The 17,887-nt window shown below is 43.0% G+C and carries 17 protein-coding genes and 1 riboswitch; of the genes, 12 read left to right on the top strand and 5 right to left on the bottom strand.

Going from position 1 to position 17,887, the window contains the following annotated elements; all coding sequences use genetic code 11:
• Positions 1–70: 70 nt before the first annotated feature.
• Positions 71–1,075 carry an inorganic phosphate transporter gene (locus PGRAN_RS09085; protein WP_036066600.1) on the top strand — a complete coding sequence of 335 codons (1,005 nt, stop codon included), beginning with the start codon at positions 71–73 and terminating at the stop codon, positions 1,073–1,075.
• Between the two features lie 114 nt (positions 1,076–1,189).
• Here PGRAN_RS09085 and PGRAN_RS09080 read toward each other — a convergent pair whose 3' ends face one another.
• From PGRAN_RS09080 to PGRAN_RS09070, 3 genes are all read right to left on the bottom strand, one after another.
• A complete protein-coding gene (locus tag PGRAN_RS09080) occupies positions 1,190–1,690 on the bottom strand; it encodes a GNAT family N-acetyltransferase (RefSeq protein ID WP_036066598.1) in 501 nt (166 codons plus the stop codon).
• 24 nt (positions 1,691–1,714) lie between these two features.
• Complete coding sequence (locus tag PGRAN_RS09075) at positions 1,715–2,446, bottom strand: glucosamine-6-phosphate deaminase (RefSeq protein ID WP_036066596.1); 732 nt, start codon at positions 2,444–2,446, stop codon at positions 1,715–1,717.
• 290 nt (positions 2,447–2,736) lie between these two features.
• Complete coding sequence (locus tag PGRAN_RS09070; protein WP_036066595.1) at positions 2,737–3,405, bottom strand: transmembrane-type terpene cyclase; 669 nt, start codon at positions 3,403–3,405, stop codon at positions 2,737–2,739.
• Positions 3,406–3,598: 193 nt separating this feature from the next.
• Here PGRAN_RS09070 and PGRAN_RS17790 point away from each other — a divergent pair, with 193 nt between their 5' ends.
• From PGRAN_RS17790 to PGRAN_RS09040, 6 genes are all read left to right on the top strand, one after another.
• The gene (locus PGRAN_RS17790; RefSeq protein WP_376699098.1) at positions 3,599–3,805 is read left to right on the top strand and encodes a transposase; all 207 of its coding nucleotides are present in this window, start codon (positions 3,599–3,601) and stop codon (positions 3,803–3,805) included.
• Positions 3,806–4,300: 495 nt separating this feature from the next.
• A complete protein-coding gene (locus tag PGRAN_RS09060) occupies positions 4,301–5,419 on the top strand; it encodes a hypothetical protein (protein WP_036066594.1) in 1,119 nt (372 codons plus the stop codon).
• Positions 5,382–6,152 carry a hypothetical protein gene (locus tag PGRAN_RS09055; protein ID WP_036066593.1) on the top strand — a complete coding sequence of 257 codons (771 nt, stop codon included), beginning with the start codon at positions 5,382–5,384 and terminating at the stop codon, positions 6,150–6,152. The genes PGRAN_RS09060 and PGRAN_RS09055 overlap by 38 nt, the downstream gene beginning before the upstream one ends.
• A 294-nt stretch (positions 6,153–6,446) precedes the next feature.
• Complete coding sequence (locus PGRAN_RS09050) at positions 6,447–7,028, top strand: PBECR4 domain-containing protein (protein ID WP_051998545.1); 582 nt, start codon at positions 6,447–6,449, stop codon at positions 7,026–7,028.
• A 123-nt stretch (positions 7,029–7,151) separates the two neighbouring features.
• Complete coding sequence (locus PGRAN_RS09045; protein ID WP_241433327.1) at positions 7,152–8,834, top strand: DUF6044 family protein; 1,683 nt, start codon at positions 7,152–7,154, stop codon at positions 8,832–8,834.
• 11 nt (positions 8,835–8,845) lie between these two features.
• Positions 8,846–9,814: a glycosyltransferase family 2 protein gene (locus PGRAN_RS09040; protein ID WP_036066591.1), complete on the top strand. Its 969-nt coding sequence runs from the start codon at positions 8,846–8,848 to the stop codon at positions 9,812–9,814.
• A 25-nt stretch (positions 9,815–9,839) separates the two neighbouring features.
• Here the strand turns inward: PGRAN_RS09040 and PGRAN_RS09035 are convergent, their stop codons facing one another.
• Together PGRAN_RS09035 and PGRAN_RS09030 are read right to left on the bottom strand one after the other, a co-directional pair.
• Positions 9,840–10,784, bottom strand: a complete 945-nt coding sequence (locus PGRAN_RS09035) for a DMT family transporter (protein WP_036066590.1) — start codon at positions 10,782–10,784, stop codon at positions 9,840–9,842.
• Positions 10,785–10,881: 97 nt separating this feature from the next.
• Complete coding sequence (locus tag PGRAN_RS09030) at positions 10,882–11,346, bottom strand: universal stress protein (protein WP_036066589.1); 465 nt, start codon at positions 11,344–11,346, stop codon at positions 10,882–10,884.
• Positions 11,347–11,506: 160 nt separating this feature from the next.
• Positions 11,507–11,613, top strand: a riboswitch (TPP riboswitch).
• Between the two features lie 85 nt (positions 11,614–11,698).
• Between PGRAN_RS09030 and tenA the strand changes: the two genes are divergently transcribed.
• The 5 genes from tenA to PGRAN_RS09005 all read left to right on the top strand — a co-directional run bounded on the left by tenA (position 11,699) and on the right by PGRAN_RS09005 (position 17,721).
• Positions 11,699–12,397, top strand: a complete 699-nt coding sequence (gene tenA / locus PGRAN_RS09025) for a thiaminase II (RefSeq protein WP_036066588.1) — start codon at positions 11,699–11,701, stop codon at positions 12,395–12,397.
• A complete protein-coding gene (gene thiM / locus PGRAN_RS09020; protein WP_036066587.1) occupies positions 12,375–13,178 on the top strand; it encodes a hydroxyethylthiazole kinase in 804 nt (267 codons plus the stop codon). Before tenA ends, thiM begins: the two co-directional genes overlap by 23 nt.
• The gene (thiD, locus tag PGRAN_RS09015) at positions 13,179–13,982 is read left to right on the top strand and encodes a bifunctional hydroxymethylpyrimidine kinase/phosphomethylpyrimidine kinase (protein ID WP_036066585.1); all 804 of its coding nucleotides are present in this window, start codon (positions 13,179–13,181) and stop codon (positions 13,980–13,982) included.
• Positions 13,979–14,608 carry a thiamine phosphate synthase gene (gene thiE / locus PGRAN_RS09010; RefSeq protein ID WP_036066584.1) on the top strand — a complete coding sequence of 210 codons (630 nt, stop codon included), beginning with the start codon at positions 13,979–13,981 and terminating at the stop codon, positions 14,606–14,608. The genes thiD and thiE overlap by 4 nt, the downstream gene beginning before the upstream one ends.
• A 167-nt stretch (positions 14,609–14,775) precedes the next feature.
• Positions 14,776–17,721, top strand: coding sequence for an immunoglobulin-like domain-containing protein (locus PGRAN_RS09005; protein ID WP_036066583.1), 2,946 nt, complete (start codon positions 14,776–14,778; stop codon positions 17,719–17,721).
• The last annotated feature ends 166 nt before the right edge of the window (positions 17,722–17,887 follow it).

Raw genomic sequence — 17,887 nt, 5'->3', positions numbered from 1 at the left:
GAAATAACTCTTTCTCAAGCGCAAAATAGGGTATATAAAAATAAAAGCGTGCAGATTAGGGGAATATTAGATGGATTCGGTGATTTTAATTACGATTATTATTGTGATTGTGGGCTTGACCTTCGATTTTATAAATGGGTTTCATGATATTGCGAATGCGGTGGCGACGAGTATTTCGACACGAGCACTGAAACCGCGCGTTGCGATTGGGATTGCGGCCGTAATGAACTTCTTCGGTGCGATTTCGTTTACAGGTGTGGCAGTGGCTCTGACATCGAGTATTGTCGATCCATTTGCTTTGAAGAATGGGGAATTTGTTGTTTTATGTGCGTTGATTTCGGCGGTAATCTGGAATCTGATGACTTGGGTTGCGAAGATGCCGAGTAGTTCATCGCATGCGTTGATCGGGTCGATTGCTGGGGCGTCAGTGGCGTCTGCGGGGAGTTTTGGTATCCTCAATTGGAGCGGCTTCACCACGATTATTATTGCGCTGATTATCTCGCCAGTTATCGGTTTTTCGGTGGGTTACGGGATTTATTCGCTATTTAAATTTCTATTTCGAAATAAGAAGTTGGTGCAGACGAATCGCCGTTTTCGGATTGCCCAGATTGGGACAACTGCGATGCAGGCTTACGCTCACGGTACGAATGATGCGCAAAAAACGATGGGGATTATTACGCTGGCTTTGATTGCGAGTGGTTTGCAGAAAGATTCGACGATCCCGTTTTGGGTGCAAGTAAGCTGTGCTGCCGCGATGGCGCTCGGTTCCTCGATTGGCGGTTATCGAATTATTAAAACGGTAGGTACAAAGATTATGAAAATTGAACCGGTAACTGGTGTGGCCGCAGATTTAGGGTCGCTTTCGGTCATTATGAGCGCGACACTGATCCATTTGCCGATTAGTTCGACGCAAGTAATTGACAGCTCGCTGATGGGCGTGGGGACAGCAAACCATAAGAAAGAAGTCAACTGGCGAACTGGGAAGAATATGCTGGTGACGTGGATGATTACATTGCCCTGTGCAGGAATTTTGGCGGCTATTGTTTATTGGGTTAGCGCAGCAATATTTTTGTAATTGGAAATGCTAGGATGTCAGCACACTTCACTAATAAAGAAAGAGGGGCCAATGTAACTACCATCTCCATTGTGATAGTAACTACATCAGTCCCTCTTTCTTTAATAGCAGATCTTACTTCAAAAATAAAACCATATGTTCTTCGTCAAAATAAACATTATTTATCTTGAGCGCGTGTTTTTCTAGGCTGAATACTTTAAATCCAAGTGAACTATATAGATTTCTTGCAGGACTATTGGAGGTCACAACGGATAAATACACTTGCTCGACGCCTTCTAAGCGCTGGGCTTGCTCGATTGCGGTTCCAATAAGCGCTTTACCAACACCGCTACCACGGGTTTCAGGTGTGACATACATGGCGACGATATTCGCTCGGTGCCTTGTTTTGATGCGCTCTTCTTGAATTAATGTCACGACACCAACTAGCTTGCCTGCTAAAAAAGCGCCGAAAGTAAGGGAATATGGTGACTGAAACCGAACTTCGTATTTTTGCAGAGCGGTGTATTTTTCCTCTTCAAAACTCGTCGCAAAAGCTGCTGGGCTTTCTTGTAATGCTTGAAGCCGGATGTGGACGTATTGGTCGACATCGGCTGTGGTTAATAGCCTGATTTCCATATTTTCACCCCTGGTTCTGAGTTTTTAATACTTTGTCAGTAATGAGCCTGCTGCTTCATCAATAATAAACACGACGTTCGGGTGTTTTTGTAAAATCGATGCCGGGCAGTCTTCTGTAATTGGCCCTTCAAGTGTTGCTTTCACGGCTTCTGCTTTTCTTGTACCAGAGGCGGTTACAAGGATTTGCTCGGCCTCCATCATATCTGCAAGACCAAGCGTCAACATTTGTTCTGGCGCTTCTTCGCGTGTTACTTTGTAATAAAGCATCGTGCTATTAATCGTCGAATCATCGCTATCTGCTAGGAATAAGCGAGAGTCAAATGGCGTCCCAGGCTCGTTCGCACCTAAGTGAGCGTTCACACCAAGGCCAAGAATTTGTAAATCACGTTTGTTTGCTGCCAAAATCTTATTGTAGCGCGCAATTTCTTCGTCAAAACTCGGCAAACTTCCATCGAGTAAACCGATTTCACGTGGCTGTTTCTTGATTTGGTCGTAGAATTTTTGGTGCATGTAGTTGAAGACTGTAAGGGATTGTTCGCGTGGAGCGATAAATTCATCGAGGTTCATCATAAATACTTTTTCGATGTCAATTTCATCATTATTGATGCCTTCTACGAGTTTTTCGAACATACCGTCATAACTTGCGCCGGTCGTTGTATTGATAACGGGGTTTTCTTTGGAATCGATGACTGCCTTCACGACATCATACGCTTTTTCGGACATTTCATCATATGTTTTTGTACGGATAATTTTCATTGGTTCTCCTCCTTGTCGATTAATTCCAGAATACCGTGTTTTAGGCAATTTTGCAACGTTCTGACTTGCTTTAGAGTGAACTAGAATGGACATAGATTAATTGGTGGGTTATTGAACAAAATAGTTGTGCTTTTCCATTGGAAAGGCATTTAGTTCTGGAATTATTATGTGGCAGATTAAATAAAAAGGAAGCTGAAACATGCGTTGATTAAAATCAACCGTTTCAGCTGCCTCTTTTGATGATTTACCATAATATGGTGCAATGTCCGATTTTCTTGAATGTGTACGTTTTACTTCCCATAAAACGAGAGTGGTCTCTTTTTTTTATGATTTATCAATAATAAGATATAGATAATATCAAAGACAGAGCACAGAAGTCCAAAAATAAGAATAAAAGGATTAAAAGATTGAATCCATCCCATTAGTATCGTGGGGGCTAATGTGCCAATCCATTTAGCAACAGCAATGGTAATACTCTGTCCCCGCGCTCCTTGTCTCATGAAGAAAAAATTAATAAATAATAGAGACATCGCTAGATTTTGTACAAATGCAGAATACCTAGCAGCACTGAGGAAATCAGATGAGCCCATCCAACCAAATTCGGCAACAAAAGCTAATTGTATAGCAAAGCATGTTCCTAGGATGAGAATGCTTCCCCATACGAATTTTGATTTGTTTTTTGGGAAATAAGAATCTTTTAAACCATATTTGAAAAAAGTACCTAAAATGATACAGTCCAAAGCGACCCAAATGATATTTATAATGGTTTGGATACCTATACTCCCATGAATCTGCAATACAACATCTGCATAAGTATAAATGGATTCCCATGCTACATTTAAACCTAAAGCCACTAAGGGCATTCCGTATGTTTTTTCTTTTACACCAATTCTGATAACCATGATATAAACAATGGACCAGGCGATACCGCTTAAAAGCTTTAAAGATAATTCAAACATACAAGACCTCCTATTTCTTACAAATTTCCGCGATTCAAGCAAGATTTCCATACATATTTAACTTAAATAATATATGCATCTTAATCTCCTGAGTGTTAACCGTAGCATACTCATGGTTTTTAAGGGTCTTACAATTTTGTAAGGGGTTTACTGCATCTCCCTCTTAGCAATCGTGAGTCCAATCACACCAACAATGCATATCTTTCAACAAAACTGTTTCAATAACGATTACAAAATTGTAAGTACTACTGAAGCGATGTGTATGGTAGAATACGATGTTAAAGTAACACTTGTTTTGAAAGAAAATTTTTCTGTGAAAGAAGTTTGTAATGAATTAAATATTCATACAGATAAGCTATATCGATGGATCTCAGAATACGAACAGTATTTCAAAAGATGATGATTGAAATGTATCCGTTAGAAGAAAGGATGGCAGGAAAAACGAAATTCTGAGCTGCTATCGTTTTTTCGGAGTAAAAAAATAGCGAATTAGAGTAAAAAAGTCCTTAGTATGGCTTCTGGGGGCTTTTTGTCATGGAAACGTCGTATCTTAGTAATTGGGGAATTTAGAGGTAAATAGTGGATTTATGAAGGAAATGATTTAAGTATACCGGAATAATAGTGATGAGGACTATTTAGAATTTGAGTGGAGATTGTTTGAAAGTGAGTTTTTGTTAGTTTTTGAAAAAACAGCTGATTTTCGATGATATTGCTGATTTGATGGCGAAATTGGATTGTTTTCTGGATATGACCGAGATATACTTTTTGTATTCAAATTGAGTTTTTATTTAAAATTAAGCTCTTTTTGAGAATATAGGTATACTGGGGGAACATATTTTGATGAGAAGGAAGAATATTATTTTTGTGTTGGTGTTTTTTGTTGGATTAGCGTGGGGTGGTGTTAAAAGGTGACGCGGCAGAGGTTATTCAGGCAGATTTATTTTTGAAAAAAGAAGATAGGTCAGCGGCGACGGCGAACGCTACTGGTTGGGGGCGTATTTTGGAAGCGGTTAACGAGAGTGGGGAGAATGTGACGATTCAATTTTCTGCTGGGAAGTATTATATGGATAATACGCTCAAGGTGCCGTCAAATGTGACGATAGAGGGGGAAACGGCGGATCCGACGCAGAGTCAGTTGGTTTTTATAGCGCCAAAACAAGGGATTACGACGGAGGCTGCGAATGTGGCGAATCCGAAATACATAAGGAATGTGACGATTCGGAATATGAGCATTCGTTATGACATCGATCCAGTCATTATGAGTGGCCATCAGTACGCGTTTTCGTTGATTAATTTGGCGGGGGATTATAAAGATGATAGCACATCGCTGGCGGAGCCTTATGAGCGGCTGGATAATATTCAGATTGATAACATTATCGCGGATGGTAACGAACAGGCGAACTCGATTATTTATTTGGGTGGTGTGAAGTCGGGATCGGTGAAGCGTTCGCAAATCCGTAACTCGAATCTTCAAAGTGGGATTGCGATGGAGTATTGCCAAACGATGCAAATTGAGGCTAATGTGATTGAAAATATGGGGCGAACGGGTATTGTGATGTATCGCGGAAACGGTGGAAGTGGTACGAAACAGATTAGTATCATGAGAAATCAGATTAGAGATTGGATGCAGCGATATGGCAAGCAACATTTTTATGCGCCGGCGAATATGGAGTATTCTCCTGAGGATCGTAAATCGATGGTAGACGGCGGTATCGATAGTTATGGTGCTGGAAATAATAACATTGTGATTGACAGCAACACGCTGATTAGCGGAGAGGGAAGCGATCGCTATAATCCGAGCAATATCGAAATCAACAATATTGAGCGGAAAAAGAAAGACCAGATGGCGCTGGAGCTACCATTGCAACATCAGGTGGAGCAGGATAAGGATGGAAAGATTATCGCGGGTAGTATCGATGCCGACTTGCAGAAAAACATGACGGGGTATACAGCGATTCGCCTTTCTGGTGCTGAAAATGCAGCGAGTCACGAACAATTTTGTGCAACTAGATAGTTATGATAATTTTGCGTTTATGGCTCTATATGAACGTGATCGCCAAGGTGTGAAGACGACACCCAAAAATATCATTATTAAAAACAATGATTTTAATGCGAGTGGCAGGATGCGTTACCCGATACGAATTTTGAGTGGAGCAGTCAATAAGTCGCGTGGGATAAGTATTGAAAATAACCGATTTAACATCGATGGTCTGGTGGACAATTATTATAAGGTAATGATAGAAGTTCGCAACCCGGTGGAGCTGCTGACGGTGACGGACAATCAAGCGATATGGGATAAACAGATCAATGGTTGGGTGACAGTTGCGGATACGGGTACTTTTAACGCGGTGAATCAACTCATTTTGTGGGGGAATAGTGGAAGTAAAAAAACGGATGTGACGCGAGGTCTAAATCCTGTCATGCCATCTACTTTAAAAGTGGCAACGGAGCCGCTTCCGAGTCCAACGATACCGTTTATTGGGAGCTTTTACACCGGTTCTGCAATATATACAGTGGGAGATGCGAATATAAAAGGGAGGGTAGACAATAATACCGGACATTATCAGATTGTAGGACTATTTATCGATGGCATCGGAATTAAAAACACAACAATGAATAGTGATGGTAGCTTTTTAATCAATGTGAAAGGGAATAATATAACCTCGCATTCTAAAGTTGTATTGCGCTATCGGGTCAATGGTGTCGAAACATATGATTCCGAAATGCAGGTGAAAATAACGGAATAAGGGGTGGAAATGCTAGCAGTAAGGGGTATAAATGTGCTTGCAGATAGTTGCGTAGCGTGATACAATCTAAGAGAAGAACAGATGCTTAGGTTATCTGAATGTGGGCAGGCACATGGTCAACTCGATATGAATGTCAGGCATAAGTACTGACTGTTGGCGAGCAACGGAAAAACTCGATATAAATGTCAGACGTAAGTGCTGGCTGTTGGCGAGCAACGGAAAAACCTGTCATGGAAAGAAGGGTAGCGATAGTTATCCTTCTTTTCTATATATACGTATAAGGAGAAAAGACCTATGTTACAACAACTAACAGCAGGACATGCATTTTTTAAAGAGCATTTTGTCAACAAGCGGGTTATTTATTTCTATAAGGAAAAACACGAGATTAAGCAGTTTTCCATCTATATGGTAAAGACGAATTTTATGCATTTGTGTGGAGTGAAATATCGTGGTGGTGCCGGATCTTTCTATCATGATATTCAGAATAAAACATTGCGTATCGATGATATTGAGGCGAAAAGCGACGGAACAACGACGCAGAAACTTCAAGTGTTGCCACTTCTTCATGAGCTCGTAAATAAGCATGTTAAGGTTTGCTCGCAAGGTCATTATTTACGCCTCACGTATGATAAGGCAATTCGCTCTAACAAGAGCATTTTAGCGATCACATTAAAGTATGCATCAACAGATAAGTATGTACCAACGTCGCTACTGAATTTACGGAATGGCAAATATGATACGCTAACCCCGAGTTTTCCGGTTATTTGCATTATTCGAGAGTGTTTGGCGACAAAAGAGAGAGTGTATTTACTGTACGAGGAGAAGCATCGAAGTGAAATGGAGCCATTTTTAAATGACGATAAGGTATTTGCTTAGGGGCGCGTTATGATAAGTTGGTATGAGAATAGGATGCCGATGTTATAACGTGTTTTTTTGCGATGTTGGGCTTCTATTGCTATAATGGAGGACGTATACAAATAGCTTTTAGAGGTGAAAGAATTGAAAAATTGGATAGTAGAGAGAAAGCAAGAGTTGATTGCCATAGCGCTGATACTTATTTTTACGGCGCCATTATTTATTTTAGGAGGAAATAGTCATATTCGGATTCATGATAATTTGGATTCCAATATGACGTGGTATCGCGTATTACTTAATAGCGGGAACTATTTAGCGAAGACGGGGAGCAATATTCCGCAAATGTTAGATGGTGTAGCGCCACGGGATGCCTTTGATTCGCAGTTTGTTGGTATCGTGTGGTTGTACGCGATTTTTCCGACGCCACTTGCCTTTGCATTTAGCCAACTGATTACGCGAATTTTTGCGTTTATTGGGATGCGATTATGGTTGCGTGATTATGTTATCAAAGATCCATCAAAAAAATACATAACATTATTTGTAGCTGTAGCGTTTGCGCTGACGCCGTTTTGGCCATCAGGAATGCTCAGTACGCTTGGAATGCCGCTCGCATTATGGGCCTTTCTAAATATTCGTAAAGGGAAAAAGAGCATCTGGAATTGGTTGATTTTAACGCTGTTGCCGTTTTATTCAAGCCTGATTCTTGGCTTTTGCTTCTTGTTATTCCTCGTTGCCTGCATTTGGGTATACGATATTGTGAAAAAACGTGGCTGGAATTGGCGCTTTTTTGGCAGTATGGCTTACATGTCGGTGCTGTATTGCGTCGTTAACTATCGCTTTATTTCACAGATGTTCTTGCAGGACAACGAACCGGACTCGCGAAGTGCGTTTGCGCTACCGAATAATAGTTTTTTAGGCTCGATTCGCTTAACTTTTAAAAACTTTACAATTGGGCATACGCATGATCAGCCCCTTGCGACTTATGTGATTCTACCAATGATTTTACTAGCGCTAGTCGTGATCATTGTGAAGAAAGAATGGTGCGGACAAAAGATCTTTTTATGGCTATTAGCGCTGAATTTTTCACTGTCGATTTGGTACGCTTTTTGGTGGTGGGGTGCTTGGAATCCAATCAAAGAACAAATTTCAATTATGCGGTCGTTTAATTTTTCGCGGTTTCATTTTTTGCAGCCATTTATTTTTTATGGATTGTTTGCCCTCGCGCTCGTTTATTTTGCAAGTAAGGGTGGCTGGTGGAAAAAGCTCGCGATTCTTGGCCTTGTGTTACAACTCGGCGTGACTTTTATGAATAATTCGGAGATTCTATATCGATCTGCCGGAACGCCTTCGATCAATCAATTTTACGCAAAAAATCAATTTCAAGAGATAAAAGCGTATATTGGGAAGCCGCAAGAAGATTATCGGGTGGCAAGTATTGGAATCCATCCATCGATTTCACAGGAAAATGGTTTTTATACGTTGGACGGTTATGTGAACTCGTATCCGCTTAGTTACAAGAAGCAGTTCCGCGAGATTATTGCGAAGGAACTGGATAAGAGCCCGTTACTCGAGGATTATTATGATGGTTGGGGTAACCGTGTGTATATTTTTGTTGCTGAACTTGGGAAGCATTATTTGTTCGATAAGCATTCAAAGCAACACGTGAAAAATCTGGAATTAAATACAGCTGCGTTTAAAGAGATGGGCGGCGAATATATTTTCTCAGCGGTTCCGATTGATAATGCGAGCGAGAATAAGTTGCATTTGGAAAAAGTTTTTAATAATAATCAGTCTGCGTGGAAGATATATTTATATAAAGTAGAGTAGGGGTGACTTGGATGAGAGATAGGCCATTGTTAACGATTATCGTTCCTTGTTATAATGAAGAAGAGGTCTTGCATGAGACGATGAAGCAATTGGGAACGATTTTGCGGGATATGAAGGATAAACTGGTAATCGCCGAGGCGAGTGATTTGTTGTTTGTAGATGATGGAAGTCGTGATCGCACTTGGGAAATTATTGCGGATGCGATGAGTAGGCATGATTTTGTCAGTGGTGTCAAATTGAGCCGTAACTTCGGACACCAAAATGCATTACTTGCGGGAATGCAGGCAGCGGAAGGGCGCGCAGATTGTATTATTTCGATTGACTCGGATTTACAAGATGATGTGGGCGTGATTCCAGATTTTATTGAGAAATATCGCGCGGGTTATGAGGTCGTTTATGGAATTCGCGATGAGCGTAAGACGGATACGCGATTTAAGCGTGGATCGGCGCATCTATTCTATAGTATGATGGGGAAATTCGGCATTCATTTGATTCCAGATCATGCGGATTATCGTTTGCTGGGAAGCTTGGCGTTACAAGAGATGAATCTGTTTCCAGAGAATAATATTTTCTTACGGGGGATCGTGCCGCTGATCGGTTTTAAATCGGAAAAAGTCTACTACCATCGAAAAGAGCGTTTTGCTGGTGAGTCGAAATATCCTTTGAAGAAGATGCTGGCTTTTGCCGCGGATGGCTTGACGTCGTTTAGTGTGGCTCCAATTCGGCTTGTGACAGGACTAGGTGCGCTGATGTTTGTCGTGGCGATTGTGATTGGTATTTATACGTTTATTCAGCATTTGAATGGCACTGCTGAAGCTGGCTGGTCGTCGCTGATGCTCTCTATTTGGGTGATCGGCGGGGTGCAAATGATGAGTCTAGGCGTTGTCGGTGAATATATTGGGCGGATTTATTCGGAAGTGAAGCAACGCCCAAGATTTATCGTCGAACAAAATTCGTATCTTAAAGATGGAGAAAAATAAAAGAAAGAAGTCATGGATGAGCGGTCTACTCGTCCATGACTTTTCGCGGTGTGCGTATTCTTTTCCTGGCGCGAATTAATTCTGGCAGGGCACCGGAACCAAGAATGACACCAACGATAATGAGCAGAAAACCGAGCACTTGCATCCAGCTGATCTGTTCATTGAGGAAAAGAGAAGCGCCAATCAATGAGAAAAATGGATTCAGGTTCATAAAAATCGCTGTTTTGGATGGGCCAATCTGTCCGACTGCATAATTATAAATTAGGTTTCCAAATGCGGTTGCAAAGATGGCGGAAGCGAGGAAGAGTAGCCACATCATCCCAGAATGTCCACCCATCTGCGCGAGGCCATTCGGTTCTTCGACGAGGCTCGTACCAAAAAGAAAAACGGAACCGATGAGTAGCATGTAAGCCGTCATGAGGCGTGTATCAAGCGTTCTAGCCACACGTTTAATAATAATGAAGCTAAAGCATTGCGACAAAATTGCGATAAATACATAGATGTCTCCGAGTGAGGCGCCGGAAAGTCCCTGTCCGCCAGTGAGTACAATGAGCGACACGCCAAGAAGTCCTGAAATCAAGCCAATCAGTTGCACGCCAGAGATGATCTCCCGCAAGAAAATCGCCGCCAAAACCGCCGTCAAAATAGGTCCAATCCCTAAAATGAGTCCGCCGTTTGTGCCAGTTGTCATCGTGAGGCCAGACGCTAAAAAATAATGGTGAAGTACGATATTAAATAGGCTTCCCGCTGCAATAAACCCAAGTTCCCGCTTTGTCGGGAATCTAAATTTGCCAATCGCGATTAAGAAGATAAAAACGGCAACGGCGGCCGTGAAAATTCGAAAAGACGTCATGGTGATCGGTGGGAAATGCGCGACTAAAACTTTTGTTGCCGTTACGTTCAATCCCCAACTCGCCATAACGAGAACTAATAATAAGTAAAGCGAAGCCGGAGTTTTTCCTTTTTGCATGTGTGTGTTCCTTCTTTCTATGTAGAGGTATTCATAGTTGTAGTATAGCATAAATAAAACCAAGCGGTATGCCTATTGCCCACTTGGTTTTGCTGCTTTATTCGGTTGATTTGCGATCACGCCAGTTCTTTCCGCGAACAACGATAACGTCGCAGGGCGCGTGAGAGGCCACATACTCTGAGACACTCCCCAAGATAAATTGCTCGGTTGGAGTTAGCCCAGTGGAACCGACGAGCACTAAATCGGGATCGAATTTCCCGATCATTTTCTTCACAAAAGTTGTTTTTGGTGTTCCGAATTTGACGAACGTTTCTACGTTTTCGATGCCGAGTTGTTCTGCTTCATTCTTATAAATTTCGACGAGACCTTTGCCGTATTCTTTGGCTTTTTTGGCGTATGTTTGCTCATAGTCGATCAATGGCGCGATTCGGCGAACATCCGCGACAAAGCCGATACCGAGTGTTGCTCCATCTTTTTTGGCGATCTGGATACCTCGTTTTAGAGCTTCTTCTGCTTCATTGGAGCCGTCCACACCTACTAAAATCCGATGATAGATTGTCATTGACTTCCCTTCCTCTCTGGTCTATGTCGGTTTCCCCTTAGTAACACCATACCCATTTTTTCAGTGAATAACGCGTATTTTTTGGAGAATGCGATTTATTTGTGGTACACTTGGGTTGGAAAAACGAATAATTGGATTTGGAATGCGTGTTGTGTTCCGAATTTTATACTGGGGGAGTCTTACTTAAGACCGAGATATGAATATAATTCATGGACCCTTTGAACCTGTTGAGTTAGCACTCGCGTAGGGAAGTATTGGGAAACTTGATGTTACATATCATGACGCCTTTTCTTACGCTATGGCTGGCGCGAGGAAGGGCGTTTTTTTTGTATGGAAAAAGGAGGAATTGGAAATGGTAGGTTTTGCGGAAAAATTACATGTGGAGAATCGGGAAATTTGGCAAAAGAGTAAGGACCATTTGTTTGTGAAGCGATTGGCGGATGGGAGTTTGGAGCGGGGGGCATTTCGGTATTATTTGTTGCAGGATCATTATTATTTGACGCATTATGTGAAGGTAATCGCGCTAGGTATTGCGTATGCGGATGATTATGGGGCGATGATAGAGCTTAGTCGGTCGCTGGCTTCTTTGGAGAATTCGGAACTTCGGATGCGGGAAACATTTTATCCAGTGGTGGGGATTGAGATGGCGGATTTGGAAGGGATTGTGCCGAGTCCGGCGGCTTATCATTATACATCTCATATGTATCGGGTCGCGGGATCGCAGTCGCTAGGCCGGATTTTGGCGGGAATTTTGCCGTGTTATTGGTTGTACCGGGAAATTGGGGAGCAGTACGCGGGGCAGGTGAGTCCGGATCCGCTATATCAGGCGTGGTTGGCTATTTATCAGGATGCAGAGTATGCGAAAGGGTTGCAACGCCAAGTGGATTTGCTGGATCGGATTGCAAAAAATCTGCCGGACAGCGAGTTGGCGGCGATGCAGGATGATTTTCGGATTAGTAGTTACGCGGAGTTAGCATTTTGGGAGATGGGGCTGCGTCAGGAAACGTGGGGCGAAAGGAGTGATTTGGATGACGAATTGGCAACTTATTGAGGATGTGCGGACGCGAAATCCGCTGGTGCACACGATTACGAATATTGTAGTCGCGAACGATTCGGCGAATGGCTTGCTTGCGATTGGGGCATCTCCGATTATGGCGGCGGCTGTGGAGGAAATGACGGAACTAGGTGAGATGGCTGACGCGGTTGTGATTAATATTGGGACGCTAAATGCCGATTTGGTAGCGGCGATGTTGCTTGTTGGCAAGGCGGCGAACGCTGCTGGAAAACCGGTGATACTAGATCCTGTCGGTGTTGGTGCGACAACGTTTAGACGGGAAACTGTGCGACGTTTACTGGCGGAGATTCAGTTTGCCGTTATCCGCGGGAACATTGGCGAGCTGGCGAGTATCGCGGATGTCCAGTGGCAATCGCGAGGTGTGGACGCAGGTTTTGGTGACGCCGAACGTGCTGCTGATATTGCGCTAAAAGTGGCGCGAAAACACCGAGCGGTAGTTGCGATCAGTGGTGCAGTGGATACGATTTCAGATGGTGAGCGCGTTGTCACCATCCAAAACGGCGATCCGCTTTTGCCACAGATTACAGGTTCGGGATGCCTGCTTAGCTGCGTGATTGGCGCTTTTGTTGGCATCACAGAGGACTATTTTGAAGCGACTGTCACAGCATCAGCGAGCTATGCGCTTGCCTCAGAATACGCCGCTAGGAAACTGGATGAACCTTTACCAGCCTCTTTCCGCGTTGCATTCATCGATGAATTAGCATCATGGCAAACACACGATCAAGCAAAATTGGCGAACATAAAGGAGGTACGGTGAATGTTTCCGCAAGCAGTGACAATCGCGGGTTCGGATAGTGGCGGTGGAGCTGGCATCCAAGCTGATATTAAAACTTTTCAAGAACGCCGCGTGTTCGGTATGTCTGCCATCACAGCGATTACCGCGCAAAATACGCAAGCCGTCGAAGCAATCCATCCTGTCCCCATCGATATTTTAGCAGCACAGTTGGACGCACTAAATACTGATTTCGCCATTAAAGCAGTTAAAACCGGCATGCTCGTCGATGAAGCGCATATCGCCACAGTTGTTTCCAAATTAAAGTATTTTGACTGGGGACCGCTTATCGTCGATCCCGTCATGATTGCTAAAGGAGGGGCGCCACTTGTAAGTGAAGGTGCCATCACGACAATCCGTCAAGCCTTACTGCCACTGGCGTCAATCGTTACACCAAACATCCCAGAAGCAGAGGTCCTAGCAGAAATGCCGATCGAATCCGCCACTCACATGGAAAAGGCCGCGAAGAAAATCCAGAAACTAGGCGTTAAAACCGTCATTATGAAAGGGGATCATAGCGAGGATAAGCAGGAATCACGAGACTATGTTTTAGATGGGGAGACCTCGTTCTGGCTGACTACGAAGCGCATCGATACGAAGCAAACACACGGCACGGGTTGCACTTTTTCGGCCTGTATCACGGCTGAACTTGCGAAAGGAGCATCCACAGAATACGCCATTCGTACAGCTAAAACCTTCATAACAAGCGCTATTTCTCATCCGCTTGGCATCGGCCACGGCCACGGACCAACTAACCACTGGGCGCACAGGAAGGAGTTTCAACAATGAGCATGCTAGAAGTTTATTTTATAGCGGGCACGCAAGATGTTCCGCACGGAGAGCTACTTCCGATACTAGAAGATGCCCTCCAATCAGGCATTACCTGCTATCAGTTTCGTGAAAAAAAGCTATCAAACCCAGTTGAAATAGAAAAACTTGCAAGGTCTTGCCATCAAATGTGCCGAGAATACCACGTCCCCTTTTTTATCAATGATGACGTGGACTTGGCGCTTGAAATCCAAGCAGACGGTATTCACGTGGGGCAAGAGGATATGGCCATTAGTGATGTGATTGCGAAATGCGCCGGGAAAATGCAAATAGGGCTTTCCATCAACACTTTTCAACAGGCTGTGGAGGCAATGGTCTACGAACAACTCGCTTACATTGGCGTGGGGCCTATTTTCGAGACGAGTTCTAAAGTAGATGCGAAAGAAACGACAGGCTTAGACTTACTGTCTGCTATTCGAGTGGCCAGCATTGATTTGCCAATCGTAGCCATTGGAGGAATTACAACAGAGCGCGTACCCGCTATTCGAAAAGCCGGAGCACAAGGTGTGGCGGTTATTTCAGCTCTAGTAAAATCATCGAACAGAAATCAGACCATCCGTGCGATGCGTCGCATGGACTTGACATAATTTTTCAAGCTACCGTTTCAAGGCTCACAAGGTTGCGAGGATGGTGGCTTGAGATTTTACATAATCGCAAAAAAATATTTATTAGCTGAAATATTGCTATTTTGACAAGGCTGGCTGATAAAGTAGAGATAGGCACAAACTATCTTTATAAAGGAGAAGTGGTAAAAATGAAGAAGATCACACCAATCAACGTCCAGCCGACTAATAAGGTAAAGAAAGCGTTCTTTACTACACTAGCAACAATGACAGTTCTATCTCAAATGATAACGGTATATCCGATGGCTAGTTTTGCGGCAGAAGCTGATGAAGTAACATCCACGCCGAGCCCTAATGCGACAGAAGTCACCAATTTTGCGGCATTAAAGCAAGCGATTGAAGCAGATAACGGGATTACAGATATTGTTTTAGGCGCAGATATCGTCATGACCGGTGGCATTATGATAAACAACAAGAAGCAAGAGCTCACGATTGATGGAAATGGTCATACATTAACGGAAAGCACGACGAATATTAATGGGAATTTAGTAACTATTTATGCAGGTGATTCGTCTACGATCATGACGATGAACATCAAAAATATGGTTATAAAAGGAACCCATTATTACAGTCCGTTTACGATTTTTAACGGTAGATCAGGTGTAACGCAAAATTTCGAAAATATCGACTATGAAGGACCGCAGTTTATCTACAATTTGAATGGCTATGCTAATTTTACCGGGATAAATAAAATTGTGAGTGGTCAAGGTGTGAATGGTTTAGGAACGGTGCAAGAGATTGGAGAAGTCACGGGCATCACGATTTCGGGTACGTTTACAGCGACGCATAACACAACGGCTGCCTATGCGCTCACGATGTATAATGGTAGCGGTGGCAAGCCATACTTTAAAATTATGGATGGCGCTAACGTGGATTTTCAAGCAAACGGTGGTCAGTTCATATACGCTCCAGCCAATGTACTTGATTTTACAGTTGGTAAAAATGCTACATTTAACTTAAAAACATTGCGTGAGGTTTTCCTATATGCCGCCAATTCGATCACGCTAGATAACAGTTCAAAAACGAATATCACGCGTGCAAGTAACAGTTCTACGGCTACAATCCAAGTGGCGAACGCGCTGAAAGTCAATCCAAAAGCTAGCTTTGTTGTCAATCAAACTACTGGGAGTACGAGCCATGTGATCAGGACAACAGTTGCAAATGCTACGATAGACTTCGATAATCCACGCCTAGTTGATCTGAATACAAACGGTACCGGAGCAGGTAGAATTTTTTCCGCAGCCGGGAAAACAACGATTAATGCTTCCAATGTCGGAAAAGTATCTATTTTTAATAACACTAACAATACAACAACGGCGGATCAAGCGTGGAATGACACAACGTTTAGCATTGTACAAGCATCTGGTCAGGCGGGAACGGTGCAAGCTGGTGCGATTTCTGATACTGGCGATATCCAATCAAAGCTTGCGATTGTGAACGTAAAGCATATCAAAATGATCAACAGTGTTGGGGCGGCAGATGAGGCAGTCAACGCTTTATTTATCAATAATAATCCAGCGTCCGCTGGGATTGTAGCGAATCAAGCAGGCATCGATGCGGCACAAGCATTGATTGATCTTATTACAGACGAAGAGGACCAAATCGAGAAAGCAGAAATTCAGATAAAACTTGACAGAGCGCAAATGATTCTCGATGATGTAGCGGCATTTCAAGCAACGCTAGGCCTTTTTGATAAAGAACAACCGACGACAAACGTGTTAAAAGAAACGACCGACCAAGCGGCGATTGATGCGGCACAAGCGCTCGTAGACAATATGTCTGAAATATTAGCGGACCCCTTACAGCCCCTCGCGCAAGACAACATTGATCGTGCTCAAGCATTGCTGAATGCGAAGGTTCAAGCAGAGCAACAACAAGCCGCAGAATTAGCGGTTAAGGAATTATTTGTAGACGATCAAGTCAGCACAGACAAATTAAAAGAGGAAACAACACAAGACAATATTGATAACGCTCAAAAAATAATTGATACGATTACGGATGAAATTGCAAAAGCAGCAGTGCAAAAAGACTTAGACCGTGCTCAAGCATTATTAGATGAGGAAAAAGCACTTGTTCAAGCGGAACAAGATCGCCAAGCAGCAGCCGAGAAAGCAGTGCAAGAACTTTTTCAAGATGACAAACCAGCAACAGATGCACTCAAAGCAGAAACAACGCAAGAAAGTATTGATAATGCCCAAAAACAAGTGGATGCTGTAACTGACGAAATCGTGAAAGCGGAACTTCAAAAGGATCTAGATCGTGCCCAAGAACTACTGGATGAAAAGCCCATGACAACGGGTCATCTAACACCGACAGACTTTTTGATAGGAAGTGATAAATATATTACAGGTGCCCATGCTGGTGACGTGGCTAAAATTTCGTTAGTTGTTAATGAAGTAGAGCACAAAGGTGCAACCGTAAAATCAGATGGAACCTTTACTTTTTATGCAGTGGATAAAGGCATTAAGAAAGCAGATAGCGTTTTTGTTGTCGCTTATGATAGGGATGGAAATGAACTTCATAGAGAGCAAGTAAAATTCGCGAATGTGGCAACGGAAGGCAAACTAACCCCAGCTATGCTTCACGTCACGAATGATAACAATATCACAGGCACCTATGCAGGAGATGTCAGCAAAATAACAGTCACAGTCAACGATGTTCTCTACAAAGGTGGTACTGTTGCGAACGGTACATTCAAGTTCTACTCTAAAGACAAAATCAAAGCAAACACCGATACAGTCGTGATTCATGCCTATGATGCGGCTGGAGAATTGCTAGATACACAAACGTTACAGTTCATTGATACGGTGACAACGACAGGCGCAATTCAGCCCAACATGATGGTTGTCCACGATGCAAAATATATTACAGGGACGTATCAAGGCGATGTGAAATCAGTCAGAGTCACAGTGGATGGACAGCCATATAAAGGCGGCACATTAATCGATGGCGATTTCAAATTCTACGCATTCGATAAAATTCAATCTCCAGACAGCCATGTTATTATCGAGGCCCTAGATGCAAACGGCAAAATTCTAGATACTAAGACGGTACAATTACAGCCAAGAGCAAAATAATGATATGAAGCTAAAAATGCCTCTTCCTAGCGTGTAGGAGAGGTGTTTTTTTGCGTTTTTTCGAGTTATGAAAAGGGTTAACGATTGCTTTTGTTCTTTGAGATGATATAGAATGGTCGTGCATAAGTAGTTCAATCATTGGATGAATAAGGGTTCCGTATTGTGA

Source organism: Listeria grandensis FSL F6-0971, assembly GCF_000525835.1.
Lineage (GTDB): Bacteria > Bacillota > Bacilli > Lactobacillales > Listeriaceae > Listeria_A > Listeria_A grandensis.
The sequence above is the reverse complement of the archived record's forward strand: the minus strand, read 5'-3'. Positions and strand labels throughout refer to the sequence as shown.